The sequence below is a fragment of the Streptomyces aurantiogriseus genome (genome assembly GCF_014649375.1).
GTDB classification, from domain to species: Bacteria; Actinomycetota; Actinomycetes; order Streptomycetales; family Streptomycetaceae; genus Streptomyces; species Streptomyces aurantiogriseus.
The window spans coordinates 29386-51704 of sequence record NZ_BMSX01000030.1 but is presented as its reverse complement, the minus strand read 5'-3'; the positions used below and the strand labels follow the sequence as shown (position 1 = coordinate 51704).

Below are 22319 nucleotides of genomic sequence, written 5' to 3'. Positions count from 1 at the left end.
CGGAGAAAGGTTTCCTGAGATGACTTCCTCGCCCGGCCGGGGCCTGCTGCACCTGGCCGCCTCCGTCGACCGGCCCGGGGTGTACGACGCCGGCCCCTACGTCGAGCTGGCGCGGCTCGCCGAGCGCGGCGGTCTCGACTTCGTGACGCTGGACGACACCTTCGCCCGCCCCGGGCTCGACGCGCCGGCCGTACTGGCCCGGGTGGCGCCCGCCACGCACCGTGTGGGCCTGGTGCCCACGGTCACCACCACGCACACCGAGCCCTTCCACGTCCAGGCCGCCGTCGCCACCCTCGACTGGGTCAGCCGGGGCCGGGCCGGCTGGCGGATCGACGTGTCCACCACCGAGGGGGAGGCCCGCCTCTTCGGCCGCCGGCACGCCGCTCCGCCGGCCGCGCTGTGGCAGGAGGCCGGTGAAGTCGCCGACGTGGCCGCGAGGTTGTGGGACAGCTGGGAGGACGACGCCGAGATCCGGGACGTGCCGACCGGCCGCTTCGTCGACCGGGACAAGCTGCACCACGTGGACTTCACCGGCTCGGCCTTCTCGGTGAAGGGCCCCTCGATCGTGCCCCGGCCTCCGCAGGGCCACCCCGTACGCGTGGTCGACGCCACCGAGGACCACGCCCGTACCACCGCCGCCCGGTACGCCGACGTCGTGCTCGTACGGGCGGCGAGCTCCGCCCGGGCCCGCGCCCTACGCGACCAACTGCGTGGCCAGGCAGCACAGTTCGGCCGGGACCCGGACTCCCTGCGGGTCCTGGTGAGCCTCCTCGTCGACCTCGGCGACGGGGAGCACGCCGCCGAGCCCGGCCACGGCGGAGGCGGCCCGCGGCCGAGCGCGCAGGGCCCGCTCTACCGCGGCGGCCCCGTCGACCTCGCCGAGCTGATCGCCTCCTGGCACCAGGACGGCACCGTCGACGGCTTCCACCTCACGCCCGTCGAACCGCGCCGCGACCTGGAACGGCTGGTCAACGGCACGGTCGGGCTGCTCCAGCACCGCGGCCTGTTCCGCACGTTCTACCCGGGCAGCACCCTCCGGGAGCACCTGGGACTGGCCCGCCCCGCCAACCAGTACGCCGTGACAGGGGGCACCTCATGACCGTACGGCCCCCGAAACGCATGCATCTCGCCGCGCACTTCCCCGGCGTCAACAACACCACCGTCTGGGCCGATCCCCGCTCGAGGTCGCAGATCGAGTTCTCCTCCTTCGAGCATCTCGCGCGCACCGCCGAACGCGGACTGTTCGACTTCTTCTTCCTCGCGGAGGGGCTGCGGCTGCGCGAACACAAGGGCCGTATCCACGACCTGGACGTCGTCGGGCGGCCGGAGTCGCTCACCGTGCTCAACGCGCTCGCGGCCGTCACCGAGCGGCTCGGCCTCGCCGCCACGGTCAACGCCACCTTCAACGAGCCGTACGAACTCGCCCGCAGACTGGCCTCGCTGGACCATCTCAGCGGCGGCCGGGCGGCCTGGAACGTGGTGACCTCCTCCGACGCCTTCACCGGCGAGAACTTCCGGCGCGGCGGCTATCTCGACCGCACGGAGAGATACACGCGCGCCGCCGAATTCGTGTCCACCGCACGGGAGCTGTGGGACTCCTGGACTGCCGACGGGGCGCCGCGGCCGTTCGCGCACCGCGGCCGGCACTTCGACATCGCGGGGGAGTTCACCGTGCCGCGCTCACCGCAGGGGCACCCGGTGGTGATCCAGGCGGGGGACTCGGACGAGGGCCGGGAGTTCGCGGCCTCCGCGGCGGACGTCATCTTCACGCGGCACGGTTCACCGGAGGCGGGCCGCGCCTTCTCCACCGATGTGAAGAGGCGCCTGGAGAGGTACGGCCGGACACCCGACGACCTGAAGATCATGCCCGGCGTCACCGTCGTCCTCGGCGACACCGCCGCCGAGGCGCAGGAGCGGGCCGCGGAGATCAGACGGCAGCAGGTCTCCCCGCAGACCGCGATCCTCGTGCTGGAGCAGATCTGGGGCGTCGACCTGTCGGCGTACGACCCCGACGGGCCGCTGCCCGAGATCGACCCGGTGGCCGAACCGCAGCTCACCCAGGGCCGCACCCGGCGCGGTGACACCGTCGCGATCGCCGAGAAGTGGCGGGCGCTGTCCAAGGAGAAGGGGCTGTCCATCCGGCAGACCGTGATCGAGGCGAGCGGCCGGCAGTCCTTCGTCGGCACGCCCCAGGCGGTCGCCGCCGAACTGGAGACGTTCGTGCGGCACGGTGCCGCCGACGGCTTCATCCTCGTCCCGCACCTCACGCCCGGCGGGCTCGACGAGTTCGTCGACCGGGTGGTGCCGCTGCTCCAGGAACGCGGCGTCTTCCGCACGGAATACGAGGGAACCACCTTGCGCTCACACCTCGGGTTGTCCGACCCGGTACGGAAGGGTTGATCACATGACGGACGCATCCGCCGACTGGCAGCAGTGGCACGAGCACCGTGTCGGCGCGGTGTCGGAGCCCTACGGGCCCCTCGCGCTCACCGGCACCCACTGGCTCGAGGACTATCCGGACGGGCGACTTCCGGACATCCCCGGGACCTGGGTGGCCGAAGAGGACGGGGTGGTGCTCACCGCGGCCGAGTCCGACGGGCTGACCGTCGACGGCAAGCCGTTCGACGGAGAGGTGCGGCTCGCCGCCGACCAGGGGCCGGTCGGCGCGGCCCGGGTCGCGCACGGTGAGCGGCGGCTGGTCGTGCTGGTCCGCGAAGGCGTGTGGGGCGTACGCGACTTCGACCCCGAAGCCGAGGCCAGGCGCCGGTTCCGGGGCATCGAGGCCACCCCGTACGACCCGCGCTGGTCGGTGCCGGGGCGCTTCACTCCGTACGACGAGGACCGGACGGTGCGGGTGCCGAACGCCGACGGGCGCGAGCGAGGGCTCGGTCTCGGCGGGGCGGTGGCGTTCCGGCTCGACGGGCAGGAGCTCACGCTCCAGGTGAGCGTGCGGGGCGACGGCTCGCTGTGGGCGGTGTTCGCCGACGCCACCAGCGGGGACAGCAGTTACCGGTTCCGGTTCCTGCACCCGGCCGCGCCCGACGCCGAGGGGCGCACGACCGTGGACTTCAACCGCGCCCAACTGCCGCCGTGCGCCTTCGCCGACCACTTCATCTGCCCCTTCCCGCCGCCGGGGAACACGCTGTCCGTCGCGATCGGGGCGGGGGAGCGCAACCTGCTCTGAGACCGGGCAGGGGCCCAGGGGGTCGAGGGGGCAAGGGGATTGAGGGGCTGGAAGCCGCCCGAGGCGCCCAAGGGGGGCCAACGGGGCTCAACGCACATGATCCGTTCAAAGGTTGACGGCCGAAAGGCACCCTTGCGCCGACCGGCCGTTCGGCCGAATACTCCCCCACAGCGCTTGTCAGGGTCATGCATGTCCGGAATCCGGACAATGTCGGCCCTCGACTGCGCCTCACGGGCCCCGACCCCACGCGGGCCCCCGACTTCCCCTGGGAGGGAACGAAACGTGAGGATCAAGCGCACCACCCCCACCAGCGGCATCACGAGACGGACTCGGCTCACCGCCGTCGCCACCGGCCTCGTCGCCGCGGCCGCCATCGCCATCCCCCACGCGAGCGCGGCCGACACCGCCACCTTCAGCGCCGCCGAACTCAAGAGCGCCAGTGGCTCGGTGCTCAAGGCCGACATCCCGGGTACCGCCTGGGCCGTCGACAGCAAGACCAACCGGGTCGTCGTCACCGTCGACAGCACGGTGTCCCAGGCCGAGATCGCGCAGATCAAGCAGGAGGCCGGCGGCAACGCCGACGCCCTCACGATCAAGCGCACCGAGGGCAAGTTCCAGAAGTACATCGCGGGTGGCGACGCCATCTATGCGAGTAGCTGGCGCTGCTCCCTCGGCTTCAACGTCCGTGACAGCGCGGGCAACTACTACTTCCTGACGGCCGGTCACTGCACCGACGGCGCGGGCACCTGGTACTCCAACTCCGCCCGCACCACGGTTCTCGGTCCGACCGCGGGCTCCAGCTTCCCGACGAACGACTACGGCCTCGTCCGGTACACCAACACGTCGATCACCAAGTCGGGCACCGCCGGCAACACCGACATCACCAGCGCGGGCACCCCGAGCGTGGGCACCACGGTGACCCGTGACGGTTCGACCACCGGTATCCACAGCGGCCGCGTCACCGCCCTGAACGCGACCGTCAACTACGGTGGCGGCGACATCGTCTACGGCATGATCCAGACCACGGTCTGCGCCGAGCCCGGCGACTCCGGCGGTGCGCTCTACGGCACCAACGGTGTGGCCTACGGTCTGACCTCCGGCGGCAGCGGCAACTGCACCTCCGGCGGTACGACCTTCTTCCAGCCCGTGGTGGAGGCACTGAACGCGTACGGCGTCAGCGTCTTCTGATCGGTCTCCGACCGGTCTGTGATCGGTCTCCGGCCGTTCTGTGATCGGTCCCCTACCGGTCCCTGCGACCGGTAGATGATCGGTCTCAGGCTTCGCAGCCAGCGGCAGGCGAGCCCCCGCACGCAACCGGCGTGCGGGGGCTCGCTCTTGTCCGTACAAGAAGCCGGCGGAGGCGGCCCGGCAGATGCGGCAACCGCTTCCCCCTAGGTCCTTCACATCCCCGACGTTTCCGACACCTTCGGCGTCCGAGGCGAGGGCGAGTTCAAGTCAGGACTAGACCTCACCACCCGGTGCATGGTTACTCACGCGTAGCATTTGCAGTGCGAACTTTCTGCAACTCTCCTGTGACTCTCCCGTGGTGAACGGGGTGGTGAACGTGCGGAGGGCGCGCGGTGGTCACCGTGTGCGCGTCCTGAAGTCGACCTTGTGTGCTCCCTGTGGGGTTCGGAAGAGTGGGCGCCCGTCAACCAGCCTTCCGGCCCGCACGGTCCCCACAACCGTCCGGGCCGAACCCCCCACAGGAGGACGTGAGTTGAAGCACCGACGCATACCCAGGCGACGGGCCGTCATGACGGGAGCGGGTATCGCCGCCCTCGTCGCCGCGGGAGTCACCTTCCAGACTGCGAACGCGAGTGAGACCCCGCAGACCCCGGAGCCCCGGCTCCTCACGGCCCTTGCGGCCGGAAAGCTCGCCTCGACGCTCGGCCAGGACCTCGGCGCCGACGCAGCGGGCACCTACTACGACGCGAAGACCAAGAGCCTCGTGGTGAACGTGCTCGACGAGACCGCGGCGAAGACCGTCGAGGCGGCCGGCGCCAAGGCCAGACTGGTGGAGAACTCCCTCGCCGAGCTGAAGAGCGCCCGTACGACGCTCAAGAACGACGCGACGATCCCCGGCACCTCCTGGGTGACCGACCCGACGACCAACAAGGTCGTCGTCACCGCCGACCGCACGGTCTCCGAGGCCGAGTGGGCCAAGCTCACCAAGGTCGTCGAGGGCCTCGGCGCCACGGCGGAACTCCAGCGCACGAAGGGGGAGTTCAAGCCCCTCATCGCGGGCGGTGACGCCATCACCGGAGGCAGTGGGCGCTGCTCGCTCGGCTTCAACGTGGTCAAGGGCGGCGAGCCGTACTTCCTGACCGCCGGCCACTGCACCGAGTCCATCTCGACCTGGTCGGACTCCTCCGGCACCGAGATCGGCACGAACGAGACCTCCAGCTTCCCCGGCGACGACTACGGCCTCGTCAAGTACACCGCCGAGGTCGACCACCCGAGCGAGGTCAACCTCTACAACGGCTCCGCCCAGCAGATCACGGGGGCGGCCGAGGCCACCGTCGGCATGAAGGTGACCCGCAGCGGCTCGACGACCCAGGTGCACGACGGCACGGTCACCGGCCTGGACGCCACCGTGAACTACGGCAACGGCGACATCGTCAACGGCCTCATCCAGACCGACGTCTGCGCCGAGCCCGGCGACAGCGGCGGCTCCCTCTTCTCGGGCAGCAACGCGATCGGTCTCACCTCCGGCGGCAGCGGTGACTGCACCTCGGGCGGGGAGACGTTCTTCCAGCCGGTGACGGAGGCGCTGTCGGCCACCGGTACGCAGATCGGCTGACGCTCCGGTTCGTACGGCTTGTGTGATGTCCCGCCCCGCGCGCGAGGGGCGGGACTTTCGCGTTGTGGGCGGGTGCGGGTGGTCTGTGGCGGGTGGTGCCGGTGGTGCGGGTGGTCTGTGGCGGGTGCGCTCAGCGCCTGCGGCGGCCTGTGCCCGTTCGGTGAGGTGCGTGTAGCGCCTGCCGTCGCGTTGTATCGCTGTGTGGGTGCCGGCGACCCGTCTTCCGTCACGGAAAGTGTCGTTCCCGCTGCAGATCGTTGCCGGGGTCGCCCTGCTCCGACTCGGTGAATGACGTCGCCCTGGTGCGCGCCGTGGGGCGATTTTCCCCAACTGCTCCGCCCGGTGGGGGAGGTGGCGGGCGGTACCTGTTTCGGCCGCTGCTCATCTCGCCAAGGAATCGTTGATGTGTTCGAATCTGGTCTCGAATCTGGTCGCTGACCGGCGCTGATGGGGTTAGAGTAATCGAACGCGAGTACGATGAACATATCGGGTGTATGGCGCAAAAGGGGTGGAGTGATGGAGGTGCGGCATGGCGGGCTTCGCCCATCTGCACGTCGCGTCCGGTTACTCCGCTCGCTACGGTGCCGCCCATCCCGAGCATCTCGTCCGGCGGGCGGTCGAGCGGGGCATGACGGCGCTCGCGCTCACCGACCGGGACACGGTCACCGGGGTCGTCCGGTTCGCGCAGGCGTGCGCCGGCGCCGGGGTTCGGCCGATCTTCGGTGTCGATCTGGCGGTGGAGGCCCTTGCGCCCCCACCGCCTGCCCAGCGGCGCCGCACCCCGGCACGCGGTGGCGCGCACGTCGTCGAGCCGCCTCTGCGGTTCGTGCTGCTCGCGCAGAACCGGGCGGGATGGGCGCGGCTGTGCCGCATCACGTCGGCTGCCCATGTCGGTGCCGTGTCCGGTACGGCGCCGGTGGTGCCGTGGGAGGCGTTGCGCGAGTACGGCGGCCCCGGCCTGGCCGTACTGCTCGGACCGCTCTCGGAGCCGGTGCGCGCCTTGGCGGCTGGTCGCGAAGACGTCGCGATGAAGCTGCTGGCGCCGTGGCAGGAGATCTTCGGTAGTGGACTCAGGCTGGAAACTGTTGTGCATAAACGTTTCGGCATCGGGCCTGGATCGCTCCGGCTGGCTGCCCGAACGCTGGCGCTGGCCGACCGCACCCGCACCACTGCGGTGCTCTCCAACGCCGTCCGCTACGCGGACCCCGACCAGCACCGCCTCGCCGACGTCCTGGACGCCGCGCGGCTGCTGCGGCCCATCGACCGGCGCCACCTGGACAGCGGGCAGCGCTGGCTCAAGGACGGAAGGGCGATGACGGTCATCGCGTCGATGGTCGCCGAGTGCGCCGGAGCGGATGTCCGACGGGCACGCCGCCTGGTGGCGGACACCGCTGCCACGGCGGCCGCGTGCACCGTCGACCCCGTAGCCGACCTCGGGCTGGGCACGCCACACTTCCCGGAACCGGCGCTCTTCGGCGCCGAGCCCGGAGCGGGAGGAGCCGCACAGCTGCTGCGCCGGCAGTGCGAGGCCGGCATGGCCCGACGCGGCCTCGACCGTGACCGAGTGGCGCTCGGCCGGCTGGACGAAGAACTCGACGTGATCTCCAAGCTGGACTACGACCCGTATTTCCTCGCCGTAGGCCAGGTCGTGGCCGACATCAGGGAGAAGGGCATCAGGGTCGCGGCCCGCGGCTCGGGCGCCGGGTCGATGGTCTGCCACGCGCTGGGCATCGCCACGGCCAACCCGCTCGACCACCGCCTGCTGTTCGAACGCTTCCTGAGCGTGCGCCGGGCGTCGCTGCCCGACATCGACATCGACGTGGAATCGGCCCGACGGCTGGAGTGCTACGACGCGATCTTCGACCGGTTCGGCAAGGAACGGGTGGCGGTCACCGCGATGCCCGAGACCTACCGGGCCCGCCGTGCCCTGCGCGACACCGGCCTTGCCCTCGGCATCGCACCCCCGGACGTCGACCGGATCGCCAAGAGCTTCCCGCACCTGAGGGCCTCCGACATCACCGGCGCCCTCGCCGAACTGCCCGAACTGCGACAACTGGCCGCCGAAGCACACCGGTACGGACCGCTGTGGGAGCTCGCCGAAGGTCTCGACTCCCTGGTCCACGGCATGGCCATGCACCCCTGCGGCGTGGTCATCAGCGACGCGACCCTTCTCGACCGGCTTCCGGTGCAGCCCACGCCGCAGGGCGACTACCCCATGGCCATGGCGGCAAAGGAGGAGATCGAGGACCTGGGCAACATCAAACTCGACGTCCTGGGTGTCCGCATGCAGTCCGCGATGGCCCATGCCGTCGCTGAGATCGAACGGACGACCGGCAACCACATCGACCTGGACGACCCCGAGCAGGTGCCGCTCGACGACGTCTTCGCGTTCAAGCTCATCCAGGAGAGTCAAACCCTGGGTTTGTTCCAGTTGGAGTCACCCGGTCAGCAAGATCTTTTGTCTCGGCTGCAGCCACGCGATCCGCAGGACGTCATCGCCGACATCAGTCTCTTCCGTCCCGGTCCGGTCGCCGGCGGCATGCCCGAGCGGTACATCGCCGCACGCCATGGCGGCACTCCGTCGTACGCCCATCCGGACCTTGAGCCGGTGCTTGCCGACACCTACGGCGTGACCATCTGGCACGAGCAGATCATCGAGACGCTGTCGGTGATGACCGGCTGCGACTACGCGCTGGCCGAGGTAGCCCGTCGGGCACTCGGTGAGAAGGACCGGCTGCCCCGGATCAAGGACTGGTTCCACCGCCAGGCAAGGGCCCGCGGTTACAGCCCGGAGGTGCGGGAGGAGGTCTGGAAGACCATCGAGGCCTTCGGTGCCTACGGCTTCTGCCGGGCGCACGCGGTCGCCTTCGCCGTACCGGCCCTGCAGAGCGCCTGGCTCAAAGCGCACTACCCGGCATACCTGCTGTCCGGCCTTCTCGAACACGACCCCGGTATGTGGCCCAAGCGCGTCCTCGTCTCCGACGCTCGTCGGCGTGGCGTGCCGGTGCTGCCCGTCGACATCAACCACTCCAAGGTGAAGCACACCGTGGAGCAGGCCGACGGAGAGCAGTGGGGCGTACGCCTTGCCCTGTCCGCGGTGCACGGCATCAGCGAGGACGAGTGCGCCCGGATAGAGGAGGGGCAACCGTACGGATCGCTGTCGGACTTCTGGCAGCGGGCCCGCCCCAGCAGGCCGGTCGCCGAACGCCTCGCGGAGATCGGCGCCCTGAACTCCCTCCACGACGGCCGCCTCACCCGCCGCGACCTGCTGCTGCAGATCGCCGAACTCCACCGGGCCTCTCGCACCCGGTCCGCAGGCAAGGGGCAGCTGCCCATCGACACGGGTGCCGTCGGCGGAGCGGAGCCGAGCGGCCTGCCGGAGATGACCGGACGCGAAGCCCTGAGCGCCGAGCTGAGCACCCTGGGCATCGACGTCTCCAAGCACCTGATGGAGCACCACCACCGGCTGCTGCGCGAGATCGGCGCGACCGACGCGGCGCACCTGGCCGCCCTGCGGGCCGGGCAGCAGGTCCTCGTCGCCGGTGTACGGGCCTCCACCCAGACCCCGCCCATCGCCAGCGGTCGGCGCATCATCTTCGTCACCCTGGAGGACGGCTCCGGCCTGGTCGACCTGGCCTTCTTCGAGGACTCCCACCCGGCCTGCGCGCACACCGTCTTCCACAGCGGTCTGCTGCTGGTGCGCGGCACGGTCCAGGTGCGCGGCACCCGCCGTACCGTCGTCGGAACCATGGCCTGGGACCTGGACGAGATCGCCGCCGCCCGCCGCGACAACGGCCCCGAGGCCGCACTCGCCCTCCTCGGCGCCGACCGCCCGCACCCGACCCCCGCCCAGCCGCAGCGCACCCTGGCCAACGGCACCACCGGCGCCCGCCTCCACCCCTACGCCGACCTCCAGCCCGCCGGCAGCCGTTCGGCCGACCTGAAGAAGTTCGGCTACACCAGTCCAGGGAGCGCGGGATGACCACACGTCAGCGGCACATCGCCCACCTCCATCTGCACGCCACATTGAGCGAGGCTCAGTACGCCGACGTAGTCGAACTGATGTCCGGTATCACGCCTCACGTCCAGGCCGTCCCGCCCAACGCCGTCCAGCTCGACCTGACATCGGCGCTCAGATACTTCGACCTGTCCCCCTACGACGTCGTCCAGTTGGCGAAGCTCCGCCTGAAGGCCCTCTACGGCATCGACAGCAGCGCCGGCCTCGCGGGCAACCGCATGCTGGCGGCCATGGCGGCCGACGCGTCCGCACCGGGAGACACCACGTGGGTTCCCACCGGACAGGCGGTCGACTGGCTGTATCCGCGGCCGGTCACCGCGCTGCCCGGTATTGGCCGCACCACTGCGGAGACGCTCAGCAGATACGGCCTGCACACCATCGGCCAAGTCATCGACCTGCCCGCGGGGACTCTGCAGCGACTTCTCGGCGCGGGCCCCGCCCGGCTGCTGGCCGAGCGTGCCCGAGGTCATGATCCCCGCCCGGTCACCCCTTCGGAACCGGCAGCGCACTTGGTCGCCGACCTCGTGCTGGAGCGGGACTGCCTCGACCCGGCACAGCATCACCGGGCAGTCCTGGGACTCGCCGACCAGATCGGCCGACGCCTGCGCGGCGAGAGCCGGATCACCGGCCGACTCACCCTCACGGTGAGGTACGCCGATCGCAGCTCCACCACGCGTACGCGCGCGCTGCCGGAACCCACCAGCCACTCGCCGGCCCTGGCTGCGGCTGCCCTGGGTCTGCTGACCGTCCTGGGTCTGCAGCGAGCGCGAGTCCGTGCCTTCGTGATCCGTGCTGACGACTTGCTGCCGGCTGACAGCGCCTACCGCCAGCTCTCCTTGGACCCCGGTGATGCCCGTGCCCGTGCAGCGGAAGCCGCAGCAGACCGTGCCCGCCTACGCTTCGGGCCGGAGGCTGTACGTCCAGCCGCTCTGGCGGACTGGCCGCTTGTCCCACTGGCGTGGACGGACACCGGGGCACGGCGGGCCGTGATCGAGCCCGACCGGTTCCGCGAGCAGACCCGCGCGGAGACGGTCCCCGATGTCAAAGTTGATACATCAACTGAATGAGATTAATCTGGTGCGCGGCCGACTGACTGTCCCGTCGCATGAGCGGGACCAGGTTCATGAGGAGGACGCATGGCGGTCGAAGTGAGCAACGTCGCCGAGGCGAAGCGCTACGAGGCCCGCGTCGACGGAGAGCCCGAGGTCGCGGGCGTCGCGGAGTACATCCGTACGTCGGAACTCATCGCGTTCGTACACACAGAGGTCGCACCGGAATACGAGGGCAAGGGAGTCGGATCCGCGCTGGTCCGCACCGCCCTCGACGAGGCACGCGCCTCGGGACTGCGGGTATTGGCCACCTGCCCCTTCTTCGCGGGCTGGATCGCCCGGCATCCCGAGTACCAGGACCTGCTGTACCAGTCCCGCAGCAGGGTCAGCGACTGATCGAGCGCCCACGGCGTCGACGCGGTCCTCGACGCCTCCGCCAGGGGGAGATCCCCGACTCGATCGAGCTCGCGGGCGGCCCCGTACGCGTCCTCACCCTCGTCGCCTTCGACGCCGCCCACACCGGTTCGCTGGGGGTACCGTAGAGCCTGCCGTAGTTCGATGAAGTGTCAACTAGGTTTGGACTTTCTTCATGGCAGAGACGGTGCGATGGCTGACGCCGGAGGAACAGCACGCTTGGCGGAGCTTCACTCGCCTGCACGAGAGGCTTGGGGGCCGGTTGTCCCGCCTGCTGCAGGCGGAGTCGAATCTGTCGGGTCCTGACTTCGCGGTGCTGGTCCATCTGACGGATGTGCCGGACGGTCGGCAGCGCTACCAGGAGCTGACCCGCGCGCTGGACTGGGAGAAGAGCAGGATGTCCCACCACATCGCGAGGATGGCCGGCCGTGGGCTGGTGGTGCGGGAGGACTGCCCCGAGGACGGGCGTGGGGCGTTCGTGGTGATCACGGACGCCGGTCGCGCGGCGATCGAGGCCGCTGCCCCACGCCATGTCGAGGCCGTACGCGAACTGTTCCTCGACCATGTCACGCCGTCGGAACTGCGGGTGCTGGCCCAGCTCTCCGAACGCGTCGTGAACAAGCTGGACGACGACCAGCGCTGACCGGACTCGTCAACCGGACGCCTTGGGCGACGCCGATACCGGGTGCTTGCTCATGATCGACACCCGCCGGTGGCGGGGTTGCTCATGGTGACCCTCCTTGACGGCCGCTGGGGCCGTCCCGTGTGTCTGATGTCTGTTGTGGCCCAGCGGCCTGCTCTCATGACATAATAGTTGATGTAACAACTAGATTGGTGGAGGGTGGTCCCGGTGAGCAACGTGGAAACCGAACCCGCGGAGCTGAGGTGCGGAGCCCCGGTCGACGGCGGGCGGCAGGGCGGAGCGCCTGTGGTCGACGTCCTGTCGGCGCGCGAGGTACCCCTGGGCGGTCCGCGTGCGATGCGCGTGCGCCGGACCCTGCCGCAGCGTTCCCGGACGCTGATCGGTGCCTGGTGCTTCGCGGACCACTACGGCCCGACCGATGTCCCTGCGACGGGCGGCATGGACGTCGCCCCGCATCCGCACACCGGGCTGCAGACGGTGAGCTGGCTGTTCAGCGGGGAGGTCGAGCACCGCGACAGCCTGGGCACCCACGCGCTGATCCGCCCCGGCGAGATGAACCTCATGACCGGCGGCTACGGCATCTGCCACTCGGAGGTCTCCACCCCGGGCACCACCGTTCTCCACGGCGTCCAGCTGTGGGTGGCGCTTCCCGAGGAGCACCGGAACGCCGACCGGGACTTCCAGCACTACGTTCCCGAAGTCGTGCGGACCGAGGGGGCCGAGATGAGGGTCTTTCTGGGTTCGCTCGCCGGAAGCGCGTCGCCGGTGCGGACCTTCACGCCTCTGCTGGGCGCGGAGATCACCCTCGAACCGCGTGCCGCGATCACTCTCGCCGTGGACACTGCCTTTGAGCACGGACTTCTCGTGGACAGCGGGGGCGTCCGCCTGATCGACACGGTGCTGCGCCCGGCCGAACTCGGCTATGTTCCCTGCGGCACCGACACCCTGACGGTAGTGAACGAGTCGGACGGCCCGGCGCGCGTGATGCTGCTCGGAGGGCCTCCTTTCGAGGAGGAGATCGTCATGTGGTGGAACTTCATCGGACGCAGCCACGACGACATCGTCCGGGCCCGCGAGGACTGGGAGGCCTCCTCCGGCCGATTCGGCGCCGTCGAGGGATATCCGGGCGGCCGCCTTCCCGCTCCTGCCCTGCCGAACGCCGTCATGACCCCGCGCCGCAATCCCCCGCGGCACTGACCCCTGGAAAGGCGCATCATGAGTCGGACTTCCGCCGATCCGATCGTCGAGTCAGCCTCCATAGTTGATGTATCAACTGTGCCCGTGCAATGCACTGTGGGGCTGCCCCATTCCGCCGCCCTGCCTATGCGGGCCGCTCTTCCAGGTGCTCGAGACGACTGAAGGCGGCGGGCCACCCGGCCACCGAGCACCGCGGGCGGCGGACAATGGGCGACCAGTGTCCGCCGTCCCTCGTGCATGCTCCGGTGCTTGCGGGGCTATCGGTGTGCGAGCGCCCGGTGGAGTGGGCGACGGCACCGGCCTGGTCGACCTCGCCTTCTTCGACGACTCCCACGACGCCTGCGCCCACACCGTCTTCGACTCCTGGCTGCTGCATGGGCCTTCGACAGCACGGAAGTTGTGGCACCAGAGTCCGGGGAGTGCGGGATGACCATCCTCTGCGTACGTTTCCAGCTGCCGCCGGCGCACGAGGCGGCCCTGCCGGGGCTGCTCGGGTTGCTGGAGGAGTTCACACCCGTCGTCCAGGCCCTGCCGCCGGACGAGGCACTGGCCGAGGCGGTGATGCCCGGGGGATCGGCGGCGTGACCCCGCCCGGCCCGGAGGTCAGTTGGCCCAGGGAGGGGTGATCCGGGTGCCGTCGGCCAGCTCCGCCTCCAGGCCGATGGACGTGGTGACCCAGGTGAGCGCGGTGTGACCGGTCGGGTTCTCGACGCTCAGGGTCGCGCCGGGGTTGACGATGAGCGTGTCACCCGCGGCGATGCGCTCGGTGCGGCCGTCGAGCGTGACTTCCAGCTCCCCGATGAGCACATGGAGGATCTCCTCCCGGTTGACGGTGTGCGCGGGCGCCTTCGTCCCCGGGGGGATCTCGCCCCGCCAGGCGGCGAGCTCCTTGGAGCCGGTGAGCGGAGTGGCGTACGAGACGAAGCGGGCGCCGTGGATCTCGTGGGTGACGGCGTCGGAGGCGCGGATGACGGGCACGGGTGACTCCTGACTCGGGTCGGTGTTGGTCAAGTAACTTGACTAAATCGTCTGAGGTCATGGTCAAGTAGCTTGACCAAATCGTCAAGGGTGTTTCAATGCAGGCGTGCAGAACTCCGAAGCCCTCGCCCTGACCGCCGCCCTGCTCGCCGCCGCCGGCGACCTCACGCGGCGTATCAACGACGGGGTCGAGGCCCGCGGATTCGAGGGGCGGCCCGCCTATGGCTTCGCCTTCACGCGGCTCGCCCGGGGTGGCGCGACGGTCACCGAGCTGGCCACCCATCTCGGGGTGACCAAGCAGGCGGCGAGCCAGCTCGTCGACGAGCTCGTGCGCAAGGGGTACGTCGAGCGGCGGCCGCATCCCGAGGATGCGCGGGCCCGCCTGATCGTGCTCACCGAGCGGGGGTGGGAGTGCACCCGGGCCGCGGAGGAGGCCGCCGCCGATGCCGTGCGGGCGTGGGTGGAGGTGCTCGGGGAGGGTGACGTGCGCCTGCTGTACGACCGGTTGGTGCGCATCGCCCCCTACGGCCCCCTCAGGCCCGCCTGGTGACGGAGTGTCAGGGGTCTCGGCAGTCCCGGGCTATCACTGGAAGTTTTTACTGACGCGTAACTTCACACCTCACCTACTCGCCCGTAACTTGGCGAGTGAACAGCATCCTCGTGATCCGGATCACAGGGCGTAAGGCCGTCGAACGTCCCTTGAGCCGCAAGGAGATCACGCGATGCTGCCCTGGAAACGCCTGCTCAGACCGCTGGCCGCGCTGCTGCTGGCCGCCTCGGCCACCATCCTCCCCGTCACCGCCGCCCACGCCTCCGACGCCGCCGTCTCCTCGTCGAGCGGCTGGAACGACTACGACTGCAAGCCCTCCGCCGCCCACCCCCGCCCCGTCGTCCTGGTCCACGGCACCCTCGCCAACTCCGTGGACAACTGGCTCGCCCTCGCGCCCTACCTGGCGCACCGCGGCTACTGCGTCTTCTCCCTCGACTACGGCCAACTGCCGGGCGTCCCCTTCTTCCACGCCCTCGGCCCCATCGACAAGTCGGCCGAGCAACTGTCCGTCTACGTCGACAAGGTGCTCGCCGCGACCGGCGCCGCCGAGGCCGACCTCGTCGGACACTCGCAGGGCGGCATGATGCCCCGCTACTACCTCAAGTTCCTCGGTGGAGCGGCCAAGGTGAACGCCCTCGTCGGCATCGCCCCCAACAACCACGGCACCACCCTCGCCGGGCTCACCCACCTGCTCCCGTACTTCCCCGGCGCCGAGGACCTCCTCACCGCCGCCACCCCCGCCCTCGCCCAGCAGATCGCCGGCTCCGACTTCATGACCAAGCTCAACGCGGGCGGCGACACCGTCCCCGGCGTCCGCTACACGGTCATCGCCACCCGGTACGACGAGGTGGTGACGCCGTACCGGTCGCAGTTCCTGAGCGGGGCGAACGTCGACAACGTCCTCATCCAGGACCTGTGCCCGCTCGACCTGTCCGAGCACGCGCTGCTCGGACTGACCGACCGGATCGCCTTCCACGAGGTGGCCAACGCGCTCGACCCGGCGCACGCCACCCCGACCACCTGTGCGTCGGCGATCAGCTGACCGCCGTGGTGTGTCCGCCGGGGCCTGACCGGTCTGAGCCGCCGGTCAGGCCCCGGAGTTCCTGGGGTCAGCGGCCGGGCCGGCCGCCCACCGCGCGCCGGCGCACCGACGCGAACAGCAGCGCCGCGCCCAGCGCCAGTACGGCCGCGCCGCCGACGGCGAGGTACGGCGTGCTGCCGTCGCCACCGGTCTCGGCGAGGTCCTCGCCGACGCCGGCCCCGGCCGCCTTCGGCTCGTCGGCCGCCGGGGCCGCGGACGACGGGGCGGTGGCCGGTCGGCCGACCGGTTGAGTGGCCGGTGCGGTGGTCGGGTCCGTGGCCGGGTCCGTGGTCGTGGCGGGATCGTCGTCGCCGTGACCGCCGTGCTCGATCGTCGACTTGTCGGTACCGTCCTCGATCTGCTCCTCGGAGGGCGCGGAGGCGGCGGGAGCCGCCGGGGCGCCTGCCCCGCCGAACGTGACGTCCGAGCAGGAGTAGAACGCCTCCGGGCTGTCCGAGCGCTGCCACACCGCGTACAGCAGATGCCGGCCCGAACGCTCGGGCAGGGTGCCGGAGAAGGTGGAGAAGCCGCCCGCCGCGACCGGGTCGGTGGCCGTCGCCACCGGGTGCTCCAGATCCAGGTCGGACCAGGCCAGTGGCTGGGTGGGGTCATAACCGGCCTTGGTGACATACACCGTGAAGGTGCCCTTGTGCGGGGCGGTCACGCGGTACGTGAAGGTGTATGAGCCGCCGCGCACGCTCGTCGCCGGCCAGTCGGCGCGGGCCACGTCGAGGCCCTTGAACGCCTCGTTGTTCGCGCTGCACAGCTTGCCGTCCGGGATCAGCTCCTGGTGACGGCCGCCCGCGTCGCCGATGCGGACGCCGTTCCAGTCGTACAGCGCCTGCGTCCCGCCGGCCGCGACAGCCGCCCCGCAGGCCTCCGACTTGGGGCTCTCGGGTCCCTCCGCGTAGCACTGCGCCACGCGGCTGACCGGGTCGCCCATCGAACCGTGCGCGGCCGCAGGGGCGGCGGACAGCGCGGTCAGGGCCAGTGGGGCCAGGCCCAGGGCGGTGACGGCGACGGCCGTGCGGCGTGCGGGCATGAGGGTCTCCTCGGAACCGGTGCGTGCGGGGTGCCGGAACCAAGAAACCGCGAAATCGCCCGCCGCGGACCGTCGGAGACGATCTTTAGGGTCGCCTTAAGGAAGTGCTGAGACGGAGATCAGGTAGGTAGCGTGCGCGTCATGACGAACGAGGGGATCCGGCCCGCCACGGCGGCGGACGTGCCGGCCGTGAAAGCCGTGACCGACGCGGCGTACGAGCACTACGTCGAACGCATCGGGGTCGTGCCCCAGCCCATGGAGGCGGACCACGCGGCGAACGTGGCCGCGGGGAAAGGTGTTCGTGACCGGCGATCCCGTCACCGGCCTGGTGGTGGTCGAGGAGTTCGCGGACCACCTGTTCCTCGACAGCATCGCCGTCCGCCCCGACGCCCGGGGCACGGGCGTGGGGCGGCGGCTGCTGCACTTCGTGGACGCACACGCGCGTGCGCTCGGCCTGCCCGAAGTCAGGCTCTGCACGAACGCGATGATGTGGGAGAACCAGAAGATCTATCCGAAGTACGGGTACGAGATCGTGGAGCGTCGGGTCGACGGTCCGTACGACCGCGTCCACTACCGCAAACGGCTGGGCTGAAGGGGCCTGAAGGGGTTCGGCACAGTCATCCGTCCGGCCACCAGGTGCGCGCGATGTCCTTGCGCACCTCGGGGCGCCCGGCGGGGCGTTCGTCGGCTTCCTCGCGGATCCTGCGGGAGTCCGTCTTCTTCAGGGGCTTCTGCACGGTCGTACGGCGCATCGCTGCCTCCTAGAGGGACCACCGGGTTCCGCGGTTTCACGGAGGCAGACCCTTTCGGGGAGAGTTCCTCATCGCCGCCCGGTCTGTCAGTGGCGGCTGTCACGATTCGGTTGTCAGTGGCGGGTGTCACTCTTGGCGCATGGCAAACCAGAGTGATGACACGACTTCGGTGAGTGTCGACTGGAACGCGGCGGCCGCCGCCTTCGACGAGGAGCCCGACCACGGGCTACGGGACCCGCAGGTGCGCGCCGCCTGGGCGGGGCGGCTGCGCGCCTGGCTTCCGGAGCGTCCCGGCGACCTGCTCGACCTCGGCTGCGGCACCGGCAGTCTCTCGCTCCTCGCGGCCGAACAGGGCCACCGCGTCACAGGCGTCGACCTCTCCCCAGCCATGATCGCCCTGGCCCGCGCCAAACTCGCCGGGCGTGACGCGGTGTTCCTGGTCGGTGACGCGGCGACGCCCCCGGTCGGGGAACAGCGCTTCGACACCGTCCTCGTCCGGCATGTGCTGTGGACTCTGCCGGACCCCGGCCGTGCCCTGCGGCACTGGCGCGACCTGCTGCGTCCCGGAGGGCGACTCGTGCTGGTCGAGGGTGTCTGGGGCACCGTCAGCCCCGTCGGCATACCCGCGGACCTGCTCACCGACCTCCTCGCCCCGCTCACCGAACACGCGCGCGTGGAGCGACTGTCGGACGACGCGCGGCTGTGGGGGAGAGCGGTGGAGGACGAGCGGTACGCGGTGGTGGCGACGGTCTGACGGGCCCGCTCAGGCCAGCAGCGACTCCAGTCCGCCCTCGACGGTGGCGAACACCTCCAGCTCGTCGAGGGCGGCCACGGCGGCCGCTGCGGCCTGCGGATCCGTCTCTTTCAGGCCGCTCTCCTCGAACTCGTCCTCGTCCAGCCGCCGTACGTCCGTGCCGTCGGCGGAGCGCCACAGGTCCAGGTCGAGGTCTTCGACGACCAGCTCGGCGCCGGTGACAACGGCCGGGCGCGTGATGTCGCAGTACCAGCCCTTCAGGACGCCCGCCGCGTCGCGGACCTCCTTCACGGAGTACCAGCGGTCACGCCAGTAGTACTCCGTGAAGACGTCACCCGCCTCGAAGCGTACGAAGCCGAAGTCGCGTACGGCGTCGCCCGCCCAGGGAGCGCGGACGGCGAGGCGGGTGCCGTCGTCGGACAGCAGCTCGGCCGGGTAACGGATCTTCGTCCGACCGCCCTTGACGAGGACGACGTCCACCCGGCCCGTGGAGCCGGGGGAGTCAGCCGAGTTCGCGGACATGGCGCACCTCCGTCGCGCGGATCTCGTACCCGAACCACTTGTTGATGGCGAGCATCGGGCCGTTGTCCGAGTCGTTTCCGGTGTATGCCTCCGTGTACCCGACGGCGCGGGCGCGGTGCAGGGAGTCGTTCTTGACGAGCTTGGCCAGGCCTCGGCCGCGGAAGGCGCGGGCGGTGCCGGTCATGCCGGTGCCGTAGCGGCCGACGCCGTTGGTGTGGGCCAGGCTGAAGGCGATCGGGCGGCCGTCGGCCACGGCGACGGAGGTCAGCTCCAGGTCGAGGTGGGGGTGTTTCCAATACTCCGCCACCCACGCGTCATAGTCCGTGAGCTCGGTGTCGATGTCGCTCGGTTCGTCGGAGCCCGCCTCCGCGTCGAGGGCGAACAGCGGACGCGGGTCGTCCGCGAAGTCGGCGGCCGTGCGCAACTCGACGCCCGCCGGGGGGTTCTGGAGCGGTGGCAGCTCGGTGTGTGCCAGGTCCAGCACCAGGAAGTGCGCGGAGCGGCTGGCGCGGTAGCCGTGACGCTCGGCGAAGGCGCGGTAGCCGGGCTCGTCCAGGACCCAGGCGTACAGGTGCGTCGCCCCGTGCGCCGCAAGGTGCTCCTCGGCGGTGCGCATCAGCAGCGTGCCCGCGCCCCGGCCGGTGCGCGCAGGGTCCACATACACGTTGAGCCAGCCCTGCCCGGGCTCCGGGCTCTCGTGCGCGAGGCCCACCTGGGCCGTGCCGATGATCTCACCGTCCTCCTCGGCGACCAGCGCGCGGTATCGGGCGCGGGCCGGGGTCAGGGAGAGATGGTGGCGCACGGATTCGGGGCTGAAGTACATGTACGGCAGGGCGGCGTGCCGTACCCGGACGAAGCCCTCGATGTCGGCGATCGCGTCAGAGTGAAGATCGCGCACGATGACGGTCATGTGAGCGCACGCTACGGGGGAGCGGGGAGCGGATGCCTCCCATTTTCCGGCGGGTGCGGGACAATCGGGCCGTGACCTTGAAGATCCACATCGTTGAGGGTGCCGCGCCGTACGAGCAGGTGCGGGCGCAGATCGCCGAGCAGGCCCGGTCGGGCGAGCTGCCCGTCGGCTACCGGCTGCCGACCGTACGGGGCCTCGCCGAGTCGCTGGGGCTGGCGGCGAACACGGTCGCCAAGGCGTACCGGGCGCTGGAGACCGACGGGGTGATCGAGACCCGGGGCCGGCACGGCACGTACGTCGCCGCCGCCGGCTCGGAGGCACGCGAGCTGGCTGCCGCCGCGCAGGCCTACGTGGAGCGGGCGCGCCGGCTGGGGCTCACGGAGGAGGAAGCGCTGGCCGCCGTACGGGATGCGCTGCGGGCGGCCTACGAGCGGTGACCCTTCGCTGCCGGCGGCGCAGGTGTCACTGCCGGGCGAGTGAGGCGCGGTCGGGGACGCGGGTGGGACTCAGGCCCGCCCGCTCCGCCGTCCTCGCGAACATCACCGCGTTCCTGACCGCCGCGCCGCCCGGGTCGTTGTTGAAGTACGCGTACACGTCCGCCTCGGCCGGCCAGGTCGTCGCGATGTGGTCGAGCCAGGTTTCCAGGGATCGGCGGCCGTAGTGCGGCCAGGGGTGGGCGCGGCCCTGGTGGAAGCGGACGTAGCCCCAGTCGGTGGTGCGCCACAGGGGAGTGACCGGGCGGGAGTGGGCGTCGGCCCAGCACAGGGCCGCGCCCCGGGCCTGAAGGACCTCGCGGACCGCCGGTGTCCACCACGAGTCGTGGCGCGGTTCGACCGCGACGCGCGTGCCGGACGGGAAGCGGGCCAGGCAGGTGTCCAGCAGGTCCGGGTCGGCGTGCAGGTTCGGGGGGAGCTGGAGGAGCACCGGGCCGAGGCGGGCACCGAGCCCGGCCGCGTGGCTCATCAGGCGGTGCACCGGCTCCTCGGGGTCCTTCAGCCGCTTGATGTGGGTCAGATAGCGGCTCGCCTTGACCGCGACCACGAAGTCCGGCGGGACGCGCTCGCCCCAGGACACGAAGGTCTCACGGGACGGCAGCCGGTAGAACGCGTTGTTGATCTCGACGGTGGCGAAGTGCGCCGCGTACTCCTCCAGCCACCGCCGCACGGGGACGTCGGTCGGGTACAGGACGCCCTTCCAGTCCTTGTACTGCCACCCCGACGTGCCGACGAACAGGGTCATAAACCCATCAAAGCACTACAGGTACAACCCCGCGTCCGCCCCGCCCCGCGGCTCCGGCAGCGAGGTCGGGGACGTGCCCCGCCGCAGCGCGTACAGCTCCGCCAGGGTCGCGCCCTCACGGCCGACCCCCTCCTCGGTGCCCAGCCAGTCCACCGACTCCCGGCGGGTCAGCGGGCCGACCTCGATCCGCGCCAGACAGCGGCCCGGACGCACGACGGCCGGGTGCAGACGCTCCAGGTCCTCGTTGGTGGTGACGCCGACCAGGACGTTGCGGCCCTGGCCGAGCAGGCCGTCGGTGAGATTGAGCAGGCGGGAGAGGGCCTGCCCGGCCGTGTGCTTCGCCTCGCCGCGGATCAGCTCGTCGCAGTCCTCCAGGAGCAGCAGCCGCCAGCGGCCCTTGCCGGTGCCGTCCTCCTCGCCGATCGCGATGTCCATCAGATAGCCGACGTCGCTGAAGAGTCTCTCCGGGTCCAGGACGCAGTCCACCTGGCACCAGTCCCGCCAGGAGCGGGCCAGCGTGCGCAGCGCCGAGGTCTTGCCGGTGCCGGGCGGGCCGTGCAGGAGGAGCAGCCGGCCGGCGATGTCCTCGGGGGTCGTCCCCATCAGGCGGTCCATCGCCTCGGCCACCGGGGCCGTGTAGTTGGGGCGGATCTCGTCCCACGTGCCCGCGGAGATCTGGCGGGTGGTGCGGTGCGGGCCCCGTCTCGGAGAGACGTACCAGAAGCCCATGGTCACGTTCTCCGGCTGGGGTTCGGGCTCGTCCGCCGCACCGTCCGTGGCCTCGCCCAGCACCTGCGCGGCCAGTTCGGCGCTGGTCGCGGTGACGGTGACGTCGGCGCCGCGGTTCCAGCGGGAGATCAGCAGCGTCCAGCCGTCGCCCTCGGCCAGCGTGGCGCTGCGGTCGTCGTCGCGGGCGACGCGCAGCACACGCGCGCCCGGCGGGATCAGGGTCGCGCCGGAGCGCACGCGGTCGATGTTCGCCGCGTGCGAGAAAGGCTGCTCGCCCGTCGCGAAGCGGCCGAGGAACAGCGCGTCGACGACGTCGGACGGGGAGTCGGAGTCGTCGACGGTGAGCCGGATCGGCAGAGCGTCGTGTGGGTGCGCGGACATGCAGGCCATGATCCGGCACGCGGGGCCCGCGTGCACCCGGTTTCCGTGCTGCGCGGCGGTGTGTCGGATGTGT

Annotated in this window: 23 protein-coding genes and 1 pseudogene; 17 read left to right on the top strand and 7 right to left on the bottom strand. The window is 70.9% G+C overall.

Annotated features, from left to right (window positions below):
* The first annotated feature begins 19 nt into the window (after positions 1-19).
* The 12 genes from IE263_RS41560 to IE263_RS41505 all read left to right on the top strand — a co-directional run bounded on the left by IE263_RS41560 (position 20) and on the right by IE263_RS41505 (position 13893).
* Entirely contained in the window at positions 20-1099 is a 1080-nt protein-coding gene (locus tag IE263_RS41560) for an LLM class flavin-dependent oxidoreductase (RefSeq protein ID WP_189943304.1), read from the top strand.
* Positions 1096-2400, top strand: a complete 1305-nt coding sequence (locus tag IE263_RS41555; RefSeq protein ID WP_189943302.1) for an NtaA/DmoA family FMN-dependent monooxygenase — start codon at positions 1096-1098, stop codon at positions 2398-2400. Before IE263_RS41560 ends, IE263_RS41555 begins: the two co-directional genes overlap by 4 nt.
* Positions 2401-2404: 4 nt before the next feature.
* Positions 2405-3184 (top strand): DUF1684 domain-containing protein, encoded by a 780-nt coding sequence (locus IE263_RS41550; protein ID WP_189943301.1) that lies wholly within the window; start codon positions 2405-2407, stop codon positions 3182-3184.
* Positions 3185-3466: 282 nt separating this feature from the next.
* Entirely contained in the window at positions 3467-4372 is a 906-nt protein-coding gene (locus IE263_RS41545) for a S1 family peptidase (protein ID WP_189943300.1), read from the top strand.
* Between the two features lie 532 nt (positions 4373-4904).
* Positions 4905-5987 (top strand): S1 family peptidase, encoded by a 1083-nt coding sequence (locus tag IE263_RS41540; RefSeq protein WP_229911457.1) that lies wholly within the window; start codon positions 4905-4907, stop codon positions 5985-5987.
* Between the two features lie 529 nt (positions 5988-6516).
* A complete protein-coding gene (locus IE263_RS41535) occupies positions 6517-9969 on the top strand; it encodes a DNA polymerase III subunit alpha (RefSeq protein WP_189943298.1) in 3453 nt (1150 codons plus the stop codon).
* Entirely contained in the window at positions 9966-11072 is a 1107-nt protein-coding gene (locus IE263_RS41530; RefSeq protein WP_189943297.1) for a DNA polymerase Y family protein, read from the top strand. Before IE263_RS41535 ends, IE263_RS41530 begins: the two co-directional genes overlap by 4 nt.
* A gap of 69 nt (positions 11073-11141) precedes the next feature.
* Positions 11142-11450 carry a GNAT family N-acetyltransferase gene (locus IE263_RS41525; protein WP_189943296.1) on the top strand — a complete coding sequence of 103 codons (309 nt, stop codon included), beginning with the start codon at positions 11142-11144 and terminating at the stop codon, positions 11448-11450.
* Positions 11451-11643: 193 nt separating this feature from the next.
* Complete coding sequence (locus IE263_RS41520) at positions 11644-12111, top strand: MarR family winged helix-turn-helix transcriptional regulator (RefSeq protein WP_189943295.1); 468 nt, start codon at positions 11644-11646, stop codon at positions 12109-12111.
* Positions 12112-12318: 207 nt separating this feature from the next.
* Positions 12319-13308, top strand: a complete 990-nt coding sequence (locus IE263_RS41515) for a pirin family protein (RefSeq protein WP_189943294.1) — start codon at positions 12319-12321, stop codon at positions 13306-13308.
* Between the two features lie 265 nt (positions 13309-13573).
* Positions 13574-13738: a hypothetical protein gene (locus IE263_RS41510; protein ID WP_189943293.1), complete on the top strand. Its 165-nt coding sequence runs from the start codon at positions 13574-13576 to the stop codon at positions 13736-13738.
* Complete coding sequence (locus tag IE263_RS41505) at positions 13735-13893, top strand: hypothetical protein (protein WP_189943355.1); 159 nt, start codon at positions 13735-13737, stop codon at positions 13891-13893. Before IE263_RS41510 ends, IE263_RS41505 begins: the two co-directional genes overlap by 4 nt.
* Before the next feature lie 18 nt (positions 13894-13911).
* On the opposite strand, the gene IE263_RS41500 is transcribed toward IE263_RS41505, so the two are convergent.
* Complete coding sequence (locus tag IE263_RS41500) at positions 13912-14286, bottom strand: cupin domain-containing protein (RefSeq protein ID WP_189943292.1); 375 nt, start codon at positions 14284-14286, stop codon at positions 13912-13914.
* Positions 14287-14392: 106 nt separating this feature from the next.
* Between IE263_RS41500 and IE263_RS41495 the strand changes: the two genes are divergently transcribed.
* Positions 14393-14836, top strand: a complete 444-nt coding sequence (locus IE263_RS41495) for a MarR family winged helix-turn-helix transcriptional regulator (protein ID WP_189943291.1) — start codon at positions 14393-14395, stop codon at positions 14834-14836.
* Between the two features lie 172 nt (positions 14837-15008).
* Positions 15009-15878, top strand: a complete 870-nt coding sequence (locus IE263_RS41490; RefSeq protein ID WP_189943290.1) for an esterase/lipase family protein — start codon at positions 15009-15011, stop codon at positions 15876-15878.
* A 67-nt stretch (positions 15879-15945) separates the two neighbouring features.
* Here IE263_RS41490 and IE263_RS41485 read toward each other — a convergent pair whose 3' ends face one another.
* Complete coding sequence (locus IE263_RS41485; RefSeq protein ID WP_189943289.1) at positions 15946-16959, bottom strand: lytic polysaccharide monooxygenase auxiliary activity family 9 protein; 1014 nt, start codon at positions 16957-16959, stop codon at positions 15946-15948.
* Positions 16960-17100: 141 nt separating this feature from the next.
* Between IE263_RS41485 and IE263_RS41480 the strand changes: the two are divergent.
* Positions 17101-17551, top strand: a pseudogene (locus tag IE263_RS41480) (GNAT family N-acetyltransferase).
* A gap of 25 nt (positions 17552-17576) precedes the next feature.
* Here the strand turns inward: IE263_RS41480 and IE263_RS49645 are convergent.
* The gene (locus IE263_RS49645) at positions 17577-17711 is read right to left on the bottom strand and encodes a hypothetical protein (protein WP_133913577.1); all 135 of its coding nucleotides are present in this window, start codon (positions 17709-17711) and stop codon (positions 17577-17579) included.
* Positions 17712-17850: 139 nt separating this feature from the next.
* Here IE263_RS49645 and IE263_RS41475 point away from each other — a divergent pair, with 139 nt between their 5' ends.
* A complete protein-coding gene (locus tag IE263_RS41475) occupies positions 17851-18465 on the top strand; it encodes a class I SAM-dependent methyltransferase (RefSeq protein ID WP_189943288.1) in 615 nt (204 codons plus the stop codon).
* Between the two features lie 9 nt (positions 18466-18474).
* On the opposite strand, the gene IE263_RS41470 is transcribed toward IE263_RS41475, so the two are convergent.
* A complete protein-coding gene (locus tag IE263_RS41470; protein WP_189943287.1) occupies positions 18475-18987 on the bottom strand; it encodes a ribonuclease FAU-1 family protein in 513 nt (170 codons plus the stop codon).
* Positions 18968-19897 (bottom strand): GNAT family N-acetyltransferase, encoded by a 930-nt coding sequence (locus IE263_RS41465; protein WP_189943286.1) that lies wholly within the window; start codon positions 19895-19897, stop codon positions 18968-18970. The genes IE263_RS41470 and IE263_RS41465 overlap by 20 nt, the downstream gene beginning before the upstream one ends.
* 71 nt (positions 19898-19968) lie before the next feature.
* Between IE263_RS41465 and IE263_RS41460 the strand changes: the two genes are divergently transcribed.
* Entirely contained in the window at positions 19969-20334 is a 366-nt protein-coding gene (locus IE263_RS41460; protein ID WP_189943285.1) for a GntR family transcriptional regulator, read from the top strand.
* A gap of 25 nt (positions 20335-20359) precedes the next feature.
* Here IE263_RS41460 and IE263_RS41455 read toward each other — a convergent pair whose 3' ends face one another.
* Entirely contained in the window at positions 20360-21136 is a 777-nt protein-coding gene (locus tag IE263_RS41455) for a DUF72 domain-containing protein (protein ID WP_189943284.1), read from the bottom strand.
* Positions 21137-21151: 15 nt separating this feature from the next.
* On the bottom strand, positions 21152-22246 hold the full coding sequence (locus tag IE263_RS41450; protein ID WP_189943283.1) for a DUF5925 domain-containing protein: 1095 nt from the start codon (positions 22244-22246) through the stop codon (positions 21152-21154).
* Between the last annotated feature and the right edge of the window lie 73 nt (positions 22247-22319).

What these genes read in the sequence shown, in the direction of transcription:
- IE263_RS41560 (WP_189943304.1), top strand. Translation starts at nt 20, where the DNA reads ATGACTTCCTCGCCCGGCCGGGGCCTGCTGCACCTGGCCGCCTCCGTC.
- IE263_RS41450 (WP_189943283.1), bottom strand. Translation starts at nt 22,246, where the DNA reads ATGTCCGCGCACCCACACGACGCTCTGCCGATCCGGCTCACCGTCGAC.
- IE263_RS41525 (WP_189943296.1), top strand. Translation starts at nt 11,142, where the DNA reads ATGGCGGTCGAAGTGAGCAACGTCGCCGAGGCGAAGCGCTACGAGGCC.
- IE263_RS41475 (WP_189943288.1), top strand. Translation starts at nt 17,851, where the DNA reads ATGGCAAACCAGAGTGATGACACGACTTCGGTGAGTGTCGACTGGAAC.
- IE263_RS41455 (WP_189943284.1), bottom strand. Translation starts at nt 21,136, where the DNA reads ATGACCCTGTTCGTCGGCACGTCGGGGTGGCAGTACAAGGACTGGAAG.
- IE263_RS49645 (WP_133913577.1), bottom strand. Translation starts at nt 17,711, where the DNA reads ATGCGCCGTACGACCGTGCAGAAGCCCCTGAAGAAGACGGACTCCCGC.
- IE263_RS41535 (WP_189943298.1), top strand. Translation starts at nt 6,517, where the DNA reads ATGGCGGGCTTCGCCCATCTGCACGTCGCGTCCGGTTACTCCGCTCGC.
- IE263_RS41485 (WP_189943289.1), bottom strand. Translation starts at nt 16,959, where the DNA reads ATGCCCGCACGCCGCACGGCCGTCGCCGTCACCGCCCTGGGCCTGGCC.
- IE263_RS41465 (WP_189943286.1), bottom strand. Translation starts at nt 19,897, where the DNA reads ATGACCGTCATCGTGCGCGATCTTCACTCTGACGCGATCGCCGACATC.
- IE263_RS41550 (WP_189943301.1), top strand. Translation starts at nt 2,405, where the DNA reads ATGACGGACGCATCCGCCGACTGGCAGCAGTGGCACGAGCACCGTGTC.
- IE263_RS41470 (WP_189943287.1), bottom strand. Translation starts at nt 18,987, where the DNA reads ATGTCCGCGAACTCGGCTGACTCCCCCGGCTCCACGGGCCGGGTGGAC.
- IE263_RS41520 (WP_189943295.1), top strand. Translation starts at nt 11,644, where the DNA reads ATGGCAGAGACGGTGCGATGGCTGACGCCGGAGGAACAGCACGCTTGG.
- IE263_RS41505 (WP_189943355.1), top strand. Translation starts at nt 13,735, where the DNA reads ATGACCATCCTCTGCGTACGTTTCCAGCTGCCGCCGGCGCACGAGGCG.
- IE263_RS41530 (WP_189943297.1), top strand. Translation starts at nt 9,966, where the DNA reads ATGACCACACGTCAGCGGCACATCGCCCACCTCCATCTGCACGCCACA.
- IE263_RS41490 (WP_189943290.1), top strand. Translation starts at nt 15,009, where the DNA reads ATGCTGCCCTGGAAACGCCTGCTCAGACCGCTGGCCGCGCTGCTGCTG.
- IE263_RS41555 (WP_189943302.1), top strand. Translation starts at nt 1,096, where the DNA reads ATGACCGTACGGCCCCCGAAACGCATGCATCTCGCCGCGCACTTCCCC.